This is a genomic window from Flagellimonas baculiformis (assembly GCF_033441575.1).
GTDB classification, from domain to species: Bacteria; Bacteroidota; Bacteroidia; order Flavobacteriales; family Flavobacteriaceae; genus Flagellimonas; species Flagellimonas baculiformis.
Genome location: NZ_JAUZVW010000002.1, coordinates 177,267 through 189,824, shown reverse-complemented (window position 1 = coordinate 189,824; position 12,558 = coordinate 177,267). Strand labels below are relative to the sequence as shown.

Here is a 12,558-nt window from a genome sequence, read left to right as displayed (position 1 = left end):
GGCTTTTAGTCAATGTTTATAGTGAAAAACTTTCCCCGCACCCACAAGTGCGCTGGGCATTGGGGTTATTGAAGACAAAACCCTTGCCATTCAATCCGCCGGAATATTCCAGTGTGGTGCCCACCAGGTACAAAAAGCTCTTTTTGTCCACGATGATGCGCACGGCATTATCTTCAAAAATCTTATCTGTGTCTTCTACGGACTTATCAAATTTAAGTTCGTAAGACAATCCACTGCAGCCACCACTCTTCACTCCCACACGGACATAATCGGTAGTTGCATCAAAGCCTTCCTCGGCCATGAGCGACACTACTTTTAGCTTTGCTGTTTCCGATACTTTAATCATCTTACTTGAATTTAATCTAAATAGCCTACAAATATACTGTTTAAGTAGGGTTTTACCATACATACTAACATTATAATAACGAATGATTCCATAGGGGTTTTCTATGCTGGGCAGTGTGTTTTTCCTATAACGCCCCGTGCGGGGCCTTTACGGGTTTTTCACCTTTCTCCATGGAGCCTTGCCAAGTTCCGCCGATCCTGTTTACTTTTGCAAAATGCTAGAAGACAAGAATCCACAACGTACCTCATTGGAAGAGCTCGGCGAATTTGGGCTCATTGACCATTTGACCCAAAATTTTGAACTGAAACAACCTTCATCCCTCGTGGGCATTGGTGACGATGCCGCGGTAATGGACTTCAAGGACAAAAAAGTGATCGTTTCCACCGATATGCTGGTGGAAGGGGTGCATTTTGACCTTAGCTATATGCCCCTCAAGCATTTGGGATACAAGTCGGTGATGGTCAACCTTTCCGATATCTGCGCCATGAATGCCCTACCGACCCAAGTGACGGTTTCCATGGCAGTTTCCAACAGGTTTCCCCTTGAGGCCTTGGAAGAGTTTTACGAAGGGGTGGCCTTGGCCTGCAAGCTGTACCATGTGGACTTGGTGGGCGGCGACACTACTTCGTCCACCAAAGGGATGATCATCAGTGTTACGGCCATGGGAGCGGCGAACGAAGATGAAATTGTTTACCGGAAAGGCAGCAAACCGAACGATCTTTTGGTGGTGACTGGCGATTTGGGTGGCGCCTATCTGGGGCTGCAGGTGTTGGAACGTGAAAAGGAAGTCTTCAAGGTGAACCCCAATAGTCAACCTGATCTGGAACCCTACTCTTACCTTGTGGAACGACAGTTGAAACCAGAGGCCCGCAAGGACATGGTGGAACTTTTGAAAAAGCTGGAAGTCAAGCCCACTTCCATGATCGATATCAGTGACGGGCTTTCCTCTGAAATCCTCCACCTCTGTAAACATGGGGATGTCGGGTGCAATCTTTTTGAGGACAAGATTCCCTTGGATCCATCGGCCATCGCCACTTGTGAGGAATTCAAGATGGACAGCACCATGGTTGCCCTGAGCGGGGGGGAAGATTATGAGCTCCTGTTCACCATAGACCAAGCTGATTTTCCCAAGATCAAAGGAAATCCCAACTTAACCGTGATCGGACATATGACGGAGAAAAGTGAAGGGGTGCACCTCATTACAAGGGCCGAGACCAAAATCCCTATCACGGCACAAGGGTGGAACTCGTTCAACGAAACAAAATAAAAAACCCCGAAAATCAAGGATTTCCCACTCCATGGTTTTGGGGCACGCAACCAATAGCTGTAGGTACTCGTTTGAGTTTCCGGGATTAAGATTTGGGCTTTTTGTAAAAAAAGAAAAGGCTAGGCCACTTGGTGCACTACCCTGCTTCTTCTTTTTCGGTACATGTCTTCCAATGTACTGTTGATTTCCTGCATCTGGGGTGTCAAGGCGGAAAGCTTGCCGCTGACATCCGTGGTTACCTCTTTGTGGCAATGGGTACATTTATACTCCTTGATGTGTTCCGTTACTTTTTTGGAAACCACATAGTGGTGTCCGAACAAGTTGCAGAAGAAAGAGGAAAATTTGTTGCCTTGGTGGTGATGGTGAGAAGTAGAAATTTTCATAGGCCGGTCGTTGTTTGGATAAGCATACATGCGATTTGGGGAATCGAAAAATGCCGTAATTTGGTTACTGGTAGTTTTTTGTTATATCAATTTGTTTTTGGTTGAACTTTCTATAGCAACGGATGTTGATAACTTTTTATTTTATGGATGGCTGCACAAAATCTTTTTTTCGATGAAATGCATGCTATTCGACAAAAAGTCAGATAATTCCGCTGAATTACATTTTCGAAATATACCACATTGAAAATAATTTATCAACACCCCATGAATAAAAAATCGTTAACGATCACCTCTTTTGCCCTTTTCTCCCTCTTTTTTGGTGCAGGCAACCTCATTCTCCCCCCTCTTTTGGGTTTCAAGGCCGGAAATATGTGGTGGTTGGTGGCCCTTGGGTTTTGTGTGTCAGCGGCTTTGGTCCCCATACTTGGTATTTTGGCCCATGCCAAATTGCAGGGCACCATGTTCGATTTTGCCAAAAAGGTGTCGCCGCTCTTCAGTACCGTCTATTGCTTTGTCATATATGGCATCTCCATAACGCTTCCCTCGCCCCGAACAGCCTCCGTGACCCACGAAATGGCCGTCCAGCCTTTTTGGGATTCATCCTATTTGCTCACCAGCCTCATCTATTTTGTGCTGGTTTTCATTTTTGCCATCAACAGGGCCAAGGTATTGGACCTTATCGGAAAACTGCTCACGCCGGCCATTTTATTGGTATTGGTCTTGATCATGGTCATTGCAGGTTTTACGTTGGATTTTGATTTTGCCCCTTCCTCCTTGACCAATCCGTTCAGTTATGGCATTTTGGAAGGCTACCAAACTTTTGATGCCATTGGCGCCGTGGTGGTGGGTGCCGTGATCATCGTGTCCATCAACCTGAAGGAAAAAGGTCTGGCCTATGCCGATAAGAGAAAATTGATCCGTGCTGCCGGATTTTGGGCCGGTCTTGGACTTTTTATCATCTACGCCGGACTTATATTGACCGGTGCCCTTTTTGGTAAATCCTTTGACCAAGACATTTCCAGAACGGCTTTGTTGAGCGGGATCAGCATAGCGACATTGGGCAACACGGCCAACCTATTTTTGAGTGTGCTGGTCAGTCTGGCCTGTTTTACCACGGCTGTGGGCATCGTTACCGGTACTTCGGATTTTATCAGGAGCCAGTTCAACGACTCCGTTCGGGCCTATCGCATCACCGCTTTTGTAGGATGCGTATTGGGTGTTTTGGTGGGACAGTTCAATGTGGGCCATATCATTGCCGTGGCGTTGCCCGCCCTGATGTTCATTTATCCCATCACCATCATATTGATCATATTGAATGTGCTTCCGGACAGACTTACCCCACCGAAGGTGTTTAAGACCGTGGTCTGGACCACGATACTGTTCAGCATCCCCGATTTTTTGGGAAGCATGGGCCTGGGGGATGTCATCCATCCCTATACTTCTTGGATTCCTTTGAGCCAACACCAATTGGGATGGGTTCTTCCCGCTGTTGTAGCCCTTGTCATTTCAAGTTTTATCCGGCAAGAAGCAAAAGTCGTCTAGTAGAAAACGGAATCGAAGAAAGATTTCATTTCTGCGGCATAGGGAACCCCATATTTGGCAAAAGTGCCACGCGTCTGTGCATCCGGTTTCCAATCAAAAAAGGCATGCCCGGCACCGTCTACCACCAAGTATTCGACCGTTTGTCCATTTTGTTTCAAAAGGTCCACGTAGGGTTGTACCAATGCATCGTTGATCAAACCATCTTCCGAACCTCTCACAATAAAATGGGGAATGGCCCTGTCGGCAACGTTGGGCACATGTTTCATAGGTGACACGGCGTCCAGATAGGCCTGGTCTTTCTGCTGGATGAAGTTGCTGAAATCCTTGGCATCAAATGGTCCATAACTGGGTGCGGCCACTTTAATGGCGTCCACGATTTCCTTTTTGACCTCATCCACAGATTTGCCTTTTGGCAGGTATGAAGGCATATATTCAAAAACGCCTTCCGTTGTGCCAAAGCCGCCATCCCCTATCATGGGACTGAGCACGGCCGCGGCCGCGGAAAGGTGTCCGCCTGCACTGTCGCCCGTAACGGCTATCTTGGTAGGGTCGCCACCGTAGGCTTTTGCATGCTCCTGAATGTGGGCAATGCCCCCGAAAACATCCTCGATCAAATTATGCATGTAGTTGGGTGTTTCATCCCCATCCAAATTGTTCACCCAGCGGTAATCCATGCTGAAGACCACATATTGGTCTCCCTTGGTAAGTTCCCTGGCCAACCCTCTCATGATGTCCTCGTTGTTGGAAGACCATCCTCCGCCATGGACAATGACCACGCACGGAAGGTCGTTTGCCCCTTTAGGGGCATATACATCATATTTCAAGGGTTTGGCGCCCGGTTGGGCATACACCACATCGTGGGTCACGTTCAAGTTTTCGACCAAGTTGTTCTTCACAAAAGTGGCTCCGATGGACATGTCCTTGTCCACGACAATTTTTAGGGTCGGGACAAAAGTCTCCACGCTCGTGGTGCCCCACATGCCTCCTTTAAAAGTGTAATAGACCGCATCCAAGCTATAGCCTTCGGACGGGGTGGCCGTGACCGTCAGTTCGGTGCCAAGGGCCACTTTTCCATCTGCGGGAAGTTCCGGGGAAACCGTATAGGACCCGTTTTCCGGTGACACCAAGGAAACTGTTGCCATTTCCTGTGGCACGGAGCTTTTTCCAAAATTATGGGCTTTCATGGGAGCGCTCCATACCAAAACCAGCAGGAAGGGAATTGCCTTTGCGCACCATTTCTTTGAGGGTTGAAAAAAAACTTGCATATCTTGATTTTAGGATATCCCACCAAGATATTGATTAATTTTCAACTTTTGACCGGGCCGTTCTTTTTTTGAAGCTACAGAAAATGAAATTCTGTGTTGTGCCGAATGGGGTGTTATGGTCTTTATGGATGCATTCCATCCTATCGAATCCATCCTTGAGGAGGTTTTCCATTTTCTCTTCATCATATTGCAGTATCTCAAGGCCACTGCATTGGGTAGGTCCGTTTTTTGAGAAAGCCCCCAGTACGACAAATCCGCTCGTTGCCCTATTGACCAATTCCTTGTATTTTTCAATCTGTCCCTGGGAGGTAAGAAAATGGAGCATGGCCCTGTCGTGCCAGACATCATAGGTTTCCCACGGTTCAAACTCGGTGATGTCCCCAACGATCCAATTTACTTTTTTTGCCCGATCCCCTAGCCTATCCCTAGTCTTTTGGAGCGCTTTGGCAGAAATGTCCAGCACCGTGATGTGCTCAAAGCCTTCATTCAGCAGACAATCCACAAGGTTGCTGTCCCCACCTCCCACGTCTATGATCTTTGCTGTTTTGTCCAGGCCAAATGAATGGATCAAGTCCAGGGACGTTTGCGGTTTTTGTTCTGTCCAACTCAACTGATCGGGAGACTTGGTCCTGTAAACGGTTTCCCAATGTTTTTCAATGCCCATGCTTTTTTGGTCTGTCAGTTTCAAAGAATGCAGTTTACACTAAAGACTCTTGGAAAATGGTATTGTTACATGGGAAGGCTTCGATTTGAGCCCTGATCTCAAAGTTTATCCGAAGGAATGCCGCTTACTCTGTATCTTTTTTCTTTTTGTTGTAGTAATAAATGGCATAGGCAATACCTGCCAAGACCACGAAAGGCAGATAGCTCCCGATAACGACCCCAATTTCATAGGAGTTATCGGGAGCTTCTTGCATTTTCTTTTCAATATCGACCTGAAAAAGTAAAAAAACGAGGTTCATATGATGCATTTACCTTCTAAAAATCAAACTGAACGGAGTGAAGCATCCCTTTTTGAAGGGTTTGGATACTTCGCTTCGCTCAGCTGGATAGTACCAACCCTTATTTGTTCATCAACTCCTCGATCTCCTCGATCTCAATGGGGATATTCCGCATCAAATTGAAGGGTTCTCCCTTTTCCTGGATCACGACATCATCTTCCAAACGGATGCCCATTCCCTCTGCGGGAATATAGATGCCAGGCTCTACGGTAAAGACCATATTGGCCTTCATCGGGGTCTTCAGCTCGCCATAATCATGGGTGTCCAAACCTATGTGGTGACTGGTGCCGTGCATGAAGTATTTTTTATAGGCGGGCCAATCGGGGTTTTCGTTCTGCACATCGGCCTTGTCCAAAAGTCCAAGTCCAATAAGCTCCGAGGTCATGATCTTACCGACCTCTTTGTGGAACTCGGCCCAGATGGTCCCGGGAACGAGCATTTTGGTGGCTTCGTTCTTTACGTGCAGTACGGCACCGTACACCTGCTTTTGTCGGTCGGTAAACCGGCCGTTTGCGGGAATGGTCCGGGTCATGTCGCTGGAGTAATTGGCATATCCGGCCGCTAGGTCCATCAATATCATGTCGCCGTCCTTGACCTGTCGGTTATTTTCCAAATAATGGAGCACATTGGCATTGTTCCCTGCCGCAATGATGGGGTTATAGGCAAATCCCTTGGAGCGGTTCCGGACAAACTCGTGCAAAAATTCGGCCTCGATCTCATACTCCCAAACACCTGGTTTTACAAATCCAAGAATACGTCGGAAGCCTTTTTCGGTGATGTCGCAGGCTATTTGCATCAATTCGATCTCCTCGGGTTCCTTCACACCCCTGATCTGCTGCAAAATGGGGTTGCTCTTGGCCCATTGGTGCGCCGGAAAGTCCTTTTTGCATTTTTCGATAAAACGGTCTTCCCGGGTCTGGGTCTCCACCGCTTGACGATAATGTTCGTTGGTGTTGAAATAAATGGTGTCGGCCTCTGTCATCAAATCAAAAAAGACCTTGTCGAATTCCTTCAGCCAACAGACCGTTTCTATTCCGGACACTTCTGTGGCCTGTTCCTTCGTCAATTTGGCACCTTCCCAGACGGCAATATGGTCATTGGTTTCCCGTACAAAAAGGATTTCTCTTTTCTTTTTGTCCATCGCATCGGGAAAGAGCAGCAGGATGGTCTCTTCCTGATCGGCACCGCTCAGATAAAAGATATCACGGGCCTGCTCAAAGGACATGGTGCTGTCCGCGCCAATGGGATAAATATCGTTGGAATTGAACACCGCAATGCTCTTTGGCTTCATCTGGGCCATGAATTTCTTGCGGTTCTTTACAAAAAGTTTGTTGTCTATGGGAAAATATTTCATCAGAATAAATTGGTTTGCCCAAATGTAGGTAATTGCGATACCGAAGACAAATTGTTACCTTCCATTTCAAAACAAGAACATGCAGCTCACCCTCAGCATTCCCGCCCTTCTTTTTCCTGCAATTTCCCTGACCATGCTGGCCTACAATGCCCGCTATCTGGCCATTGCGGCACTGATTCGGCAGTTGCACAAACAGTTTGAGGAAACCTCGGCCCCTCCGTTGCGGCAACAGATCCAACAGTTGCGCAAACGATTGGGCATCATCAAGAACATGCAGGCCACGGCCATCATCAGTTTTTTACTGGCCGCGGTGACCATGTTCCTGGTCTATGTGGAACTGAACGTCTGGGCCAATATCATCTTTGGTATAAGTCTGGTCTTTTTGGTGGTCTCCTTGGTACTTTCGCTTATCGAGGTGCAGGTATCCACCAAGGCGTTGGCCATCCAATTGAAGAACATGGAAAACTGATTTAGCAGCATTTCCTTTGTTCATTTTGCGTTTTTCGATGCTTTTTCTGTATATTTAGTAGGAATGCACACCTAAATAGAGATGTGAAATCCTATTGGTCTGCCCTTTCTTTTATCAACTATCAATTGAAAGCAGGGTTGTGCCAAAAAAACCACCACATCCATAAAACCAACCTTTTTGGAGCCTACAGGCCTTTTATCTTTGTTTCTGTTCATCAACAATAGTAAATGCCCAAATCATGAAAAGTGTAAAAGAGTTGGATTTTTTCAAGAACATCCGGGAAATCAGGGAATACGAATTCGGTATTTTTTATTTCTTTGATGGATTGGTCATTTCCGAAATGAACGAAGGGGAAATCTTTGATTGGTCCATTGCTGAAAAAATCATTGATGCCGCCTATGAAATCTTGGGCGAGGACAAACCCATTGCCTATATCTCCAACCGCATCAACAACTATTCCGTTGTGCCAACGGATTGGTTGAAATTTTATAAGAACAGGCACAAACTGGAATTTTATTCCATAGTGGCCTACAATAAATATGGATTGGCCAGCATTATCCTTGAAAAAATGTTCTTCAAGGACAATATCCGACAATTCACGGACCTGGAAAGTGCCATTTCGTGGAGTTTGGCCAAAATAAGCGACAAAAATGACTGCTTATCGGCCTAAACAAAACAATATATTTCATTGATTTGAAGCCTTTTGCAAATATATTTTGGCCCATGATAGGAGGCCTTGATTCCCTGCGTTAGCGCTTTCTCTGCCCATTTCTTTCCACAAATTGAATCATCTGTTTGGCCACATTGACGCCTGTTGCCTCTTCGATTCCCTTGAGCCCTGGCGATGCGTTGACCTCAATCAACAAGGGCCCCTTTTTGGACCGGATAAGATCCACCCCGGCAATTCCCAGACCCAGATGCTTGGTCGCGTTCAGGGCCATGGATTTTTCCTTGGGGGTCAGTTGGACCGCTTCGGTGTCCGCCCCCCGGTGCACGTTGGACCGGAAATCATCCAATCCACTGGTCCGTTTCATGCTTGCCACGACCTTGTTCCCCACCACAATGACCCGAAGGTCTTCCCCATTGGCCTCCTCAATGTACTGTTGAAGCAGAATACTAGTATTCATATTGTACAGGGTGTCGATCATGGATTTTGCCGATTTTTTGCTCTCGGCCAAGATCACCCCTTTGCCCTGGGTGCCTTCTTGTAGTTTGATGATCACAGGCGCCCCTCCCAATAGGTCCATCTGCGCCTCTACGTTATCAGGGTTGATGGAGAAAACGGTCTCTGGGATGGGGATTCCCTTTTTGGCCATGATCTGCAAGGTCCTCACTTTGTTCCTCGCCCTGATGATTCCCGTGGAACGGGCCGTGCTGAAGACCCCGTTCATTTCAAACTGCTTCACGATGGCGGCGCCATGTCGGGTGACCGTGGTGCCGATCCTGGGGATGATGGCATCAAAACCTTCGGTGATGTTGTCCTCCCCAAAATAGATCTGGGGCATGCCCTGACCCAATTTTACCGAGCATTTGGTGTGGTCTATGAGCTCCACATAGTGTCCCGCCTTTTGCGCTTCCACAGCTATTCTTCTGGTGGAATACACATTGAGGCTCACGGATAGGATGGCGATATCCATTGTAGTGTTCAGGTTTTGCCTGTTCAAATTCGGACAAATCTTTTGGATTTCGGTGCCGTTTTGAAAATTTCTTTCAGCTTTAGTGATTTTCCAATAGCAATCGGGGCAGGGTAACGACCACTTTGGTGCCCAATGCCTTTCCCGATGCATCCACAAGATCCTCGACCGTAAAATGGAAATCGCCTGCGTATTTTTTGGAGTAGAAGTCCAGACGGTCGTTCACAATGGAGAGTCCCAGGGATTGACTTTTCAGCGGGTTTTGACTGTTCCTTAACTGTGAGGCCCGTCTTCCGATACCATTGTCCTCTATGGTGATCTGCAAATCGTTGGAAGGTTCCAACAGTTCCACCTTCAGGCTGAGTTTCTTTTTCCCCTTCCGGGTGGACAACCCATGCCAAATAGCATTTTCAACAAAAGGTTGCAACAATAGGGAGGGCACCAGAAGTTCCTGGGCCTCTATGGAATCCTCCAACTCAAAAGTGTATTCCATGCCGTTCTTGAAGCGGTCACTCTCTATCTCCACATACATTTTGATGATGCCCAGTTCCTCTTCGAGCGAGATAAGGTCCCTTCGGGAGCTCTCCAATATGCCCCGGATCAGTTTGGAGAACCTTCCCAAATAATAGATGGCCTTTTCCTGGTTGTTCTCTATAAAGTACGATTTGATCGAGTTCAGGGCATTGAAGATAAAATGGGGGTTCATCTGGCTGCGAAGCGCATCCAAACGCAGCTGGGCAAACTTGTTCTCCACTTTGATGGCCAATTTCTCCGTGCGCTCCTTCTGCGCCTCGGAACTCAACCCCTCTATCTCTGCCTTTGTCTGCACCAACTCGTCCGACAAGGCCCTGTTGATGCTTTCCTTGATGGTGTGGTTTTCCTCGAGCTGATCAATGTACTTTTTCTGGACATGGGCCTTTTCCTTATAGACCATTTTTTGTTCCAGCCCTATGGCCAGCGCAAACAACAGACTTTCGAACAGCACGCCCAAATAAAAAATATACAGGGTCTCCGTGTTCGCGGTCTTTGTCTTGATGGAATAGAGTGAAATGATCAGATAGGAAACAAAAAGCGAGGACATGCCCAATAGGATATACCACTTGATGATCCTGTTCTGCTTGAGCACGAGACAAAATCCCCAAACAAAGGCTATCAAGTTCAACGGCAACAGTACAAATACCTCACAATAATCGATAAGGTAGGATCTGGGGTTGATCAGGTACATCGCCCAAAACGTAAAATAAAAAGGGGCCAACCCCAAATAGCCCCAATGCACAAACTTTACAAACTTCGGATAGTCCTTTTTGAAGCCCATGATCTCCAAAATGAAGAGGGTGAACAGGAAGGAGGCCATCCATTGGGAAGGATAGTGGAACCATCTCACAAAGGTCCTCCCTGCGGATGAATGGGCAAAATCGCTAAAAAACACCCCATCCACATATTTGAGCAAGGTGAGCCCCGTGATCAGGGCATATAGGGCATAGAAAAGGTAGAACCGCTTTTTGTGCTGAAAAAACTGGATCAGGAAAAACACGAAGAGGTAAAAAAGAACGGACACCACAAAGAACCCAAACCCATTTTGGTTGCTTTCCTTGAAGAAGTCCATCAAGCCTTTGAGCATAGTCTATCTTTATTGGGCCATCCGATGTAGAAAGGCCTCCCTCTTGTTTCTGGATACCGGAATCTTTCGGTCGTTGGAAAGCACCAGATACCCATCGGTTCGTATGTATTCGTCCACTTTGAGCAGGTGCACGATAAAGGAATTGTGTATCCTGAAAAATATGCGGCTTGGCAAAAGGTCCTCCAACTCTTTGAGTTTCTTGGAGACCAAAACCTGTTCGCCAGATTCCAAAAAGACTTTGGAATAATTCCCGTCCGATTCGCAATACACAATATCGGCCACCCGCAAAAACAAGATCTTGCCACTTACCGGAATCTGGACCACTTGGGGAGCACTGGCCCGGGATAGGGCCTCAAAAGTCTGCTCGAACTGATGTTGGAAACTTTGGGAACCGTTGAGCTTTTTCAATTTTTCTATCACCCCTGAAATATCGTCCTGGTCCACAGGTTTGAGGAGATAATCCACGGCACTTTCCTTGATGGCCTGGATGGCATATTGGTTGTAGGCCGTGGTGATCACAATGGCAAAGTTGCGGTATTCTAGTTTGTCCAATAGGGAAAACCCGCTCATTTCTGGCATCTCGATATCCAGAAAGACACAGTCCGGCTTCAAATAATTGATGCCCGAAATGGCCTCCTTCGGGGAAGTGAACGTTTCAATAATGGAAATGAAATCGGGGTATTTCCGCAATTCCCACGAAAGGCTGTTTATTGCCGCAACCTCATCGTCAACTATGATTGCCCTCATAACTCTGGTGTTCTTTGGCCCAAATTAAAAATAGAAGCAAGACCCTTTCCCACATTAATGATGCTTGACCTAAAAAGGTGTATGTACGACGGTTATACCGTATGGATGGGAAATTCCTTAAAAATAGCAAGAAATAGTGGTCCATACACAAAAAAGGGTTGCCGACGAATCCATTTATACCCTTGGTCACAATTGAAAGTTTCCATGGCTCGATTGATCCTAATTTGGCCCCATGAAACCCTAAAAAATTTTGAAAATCATGAAAACAAATGTTTTATCTATCAAAACTGTATTGATTATGGCTTTGTCCATGGCATTGGTCACCTCCTGTTCATCCGAAGATGGTGAGGATGGTGCTACCGGCCCACAAGGGGAACAAGGTCCTGCAGGCCCCGCCGGCCCACAAGGTGAGCAGGGCGAGCAGGGTGCCCAAGGAGAGCAAGGAGAGCCCGGCACTGCCAATGTGATCTATTCCGAATGGGTAGATACAGAGTTGGGGAACAGTATTGTTTCCACATCGGCCTCTTTTGACATCGAAGCTCCTGAAATCGGTCCAGACATGTTGAACTTTGGAACCATTTTGGTGTATGGCCGAAGAATAGAGCTTCCGGGGGATGGCAACATCGTATATCCTCTTCCCATTGTCTTTGGCGCAGCAAGACAACAATCCTATTATTTTAGAGCACAAAGTGATGAAATTATCATTACAGTTGTGGCAAACGAAGAAGGCGAAAGTGTCGGAGATGGCTCCTTTTTGGAGCAATACAGGTATGTGCTGATTCCAGGTGGTGTGTCCACTTCCGGAAAATTGGTATCCGACATGGACCTTTCCAAGATGAGCTATGAAGAGGTGATTGAATTGTTCAACATTCCTGAATAACACCCTAAATAGCCCAAGTTCCCCCAACTATCAACACTTAAAATTAAAA

Annotated in this window: 14 protein-coding genes; 5 read left to right on the top strand and 9 right to left on the bottom strand. The window is 46.8% G+C overall.

Annotated elements, in window-relative coordinates; translation table 11 throughout:
• Positions 1-16 precede the first annotated feature (16 nt).
• The gene (locus tag SD450_RS03515) at positions 17-346 is read right to left on the bottom strand and encodes a HesB/IscA family protein (protein ID WP_072876713.1); all 330 of its coding nucleotides are present in this window, start codon (positions 344-346) and stop codon (positions 17-19) included.
• A gap of 214 nt (positions 347-560) precedes the next feature.
• On the opposite strand from SD450_RS03515, the gene thiL reads away from it, so the two are divergent.
• Complete coding sequence (gene thiL, locus SD450_RS03510; RefSeq protein ID WP_318343251.1) at positions 561-1,613, top strand: thiamine-phosphate kinase; 1,053 nt, start codon at positions 561-563, stop codon at positions 1,611-1,613.
• A gap of 119 nt (positions 1,614-1,732) precedes the next feature.
• Here thiL and SD450_RS03505 read toward each other — a convergent pair whose 3' ends face one another.
• Entirely contained in the window at positions 1,733-1,996 is a 264-nt protein-coding gene (locus SD450_RS03505) for a hypothetical protein (RefSeq protein WP_318343250.1), read from the bottom strand.
• A gap of 264 nt (positions 1,997-2,260) precedes the next feature.
• Between SD450_RS03505 and brnQ the strand changes: the two genes are divergently transcribed.
• Entirely contained in the window at positions 2,261-3,538 is a 1,278-nt protein-coding gene (brnQ, locus tag SD450_RS03500; protein ID WP_318343249.1) for a branched-chain amino acid transport system II carrier protein, read from the top strand.
• Here the strand turns inward: brnQ and SD450_RS03495 are convergent.
• The 4 genes from SD450_RS03495 to SD450_RS03480 all read right to left on the bottom strand — a co-directional run bounded on the left by SD450_RS03495 (position 3,535) and on the right by SD450_RS03480 (position 7,158).
• The gene (locus SD450_RS03495; protein ID WP_318343248.1) at positions 3,535-4,803 is read right to left on the bottom strand and encodes an alpha/beta fold hydrolase; all 1,269 of its coding nucleotides are present in this window, start codon (positions 4,801-4,803) and stop codon (positions 3,535-3,537) included. The two genes, brnQ and SD450_RS03495, sit on opposite strands and share 4 nt — an antisense overlap.
• Positions 4,804-4,837: 34 nt before the next feature.
• On the bottom strand, positions 4,838-5,467 hold the full coding sequence (locus SD450_RS03490; protein ID WP_318343538.1) for a class I SAM-dependent methyltransferase: 630 nt from the start codon (positions 5,465-5,467) through the stop codon (positions 4,838-4,840).
• A gap of 124 nt (positions 5,468-5,591) precedes the next feature.
• Positions 5,592-5,765, bottom strand: coding sequence for a hypothetical protein (locus tag SD450_RS03485; protein WP_318343247.1), 174 nt, complete (start codon positions 5,763-5,765; stop codon positions 5,592-5,594).
• Between the two features lie 100 nt (positions 5,766-5,865).
• Entirely contained in the window at positions 5,866-7,158 is a 1,293-nt protein-coding gene (locus SD450_RS03480; RefSeq protein ID WP_318343246.1) for an aminopeptidase P family protein, read from the bottom strand.
• Between the two features lie 79 nt (positions 7,159-7,237).
• Between SD450_RS03480 and SD450_RS03475 the strand changes: the two genes are divergently transcribed.
• Positions 7,238-7,627: a DUF2721 domain-containing protein gene (locus SD450_RS03475; protein ID WP_318343245.1), complete on the top strand. Its 390-nt coding sequence runs from the start codon at positions 7,238-7,240 to the stop codon at positions 7,625-7,627.
• A gap of 238 nt (positions 7,628-7,865) precedes the next feature.
• Positions 7,866-8,297, top strand: a complete 432-nt coding sequence (locus SD450_RS03470) for a hypothetical protein (protein ID WP_318343244.1) — start codon at positions 7,866-7,868, stop codon at positions 8,295-8,297.
• Positions 8,298-8,376: 79 nt separating this feature from the next.
• Here the strand turns inward: SD450_RS03470 and SD450_RS03465 are convergent, their stop codons facing one another.
• The 3 genes from SD450_RS03465 to SD450_RS03455 all read right to left on the bottom strand — a co-directional run bounded on the left by SD450_RS03465 (position 8,377) and on the right by SD450_RS03455 (position 11,629).
• Positions 8,377-9,264, bottom strand: a complete 888-nt coding sequence (locus SD450_RS03465) for a RimK family alpha-L-glutamate ligase (protein WP_318343243.1) — start codon at positions 9,262-9,264, stop codon at positions 8,377-8,379.
• A 79-nt stretch (positions 9,265-9,343) separates the two neighbouring features.
• The gene (locus SD450_RS03460) at positions 9,344-10,882 is read right to left on the bottom strand and encodes a sensor histidine kinase (protein WP_318343242.1); all 1,539 of its coding nucleotides are present in this window, start codon (positions 10,880-10,882) and stop codon (positions 9,344-9,346) included.
• A 9-nt stretch (positions 10,883-10,891) separates the two neighbouring features.
• Positions 10,892-11,629: a LytR/AlgR family response regulator transcription factor gene (locus tag SD450_RS03455; protein ID WP_318343241.1), complete on the bottom strand. Its 738-nt coding sequence runs from the start codon at positions 11,627-11,629 to the stop codon at positions 10,892-10,894.
• Positions 11,630-11,927: 298 nt separating this feature from the next.
• Here SD450_RS03455 and SD450_RS03450 point away from each other — a divergent pair, with 298 nt between their 5' ends.
• Positions 11,928-12,509: a hypothetical protein gene (locus SD450_RS03450; protein ID WP_318343240.1), complete on the top strand. Its 582-nt coding sequence runs from the start codon at positions 11,928-11,930 to the stop codon at positions 12,507-12,509.
• Positions 12,510-12,558 lie beyond the last annotated feature (49 nt).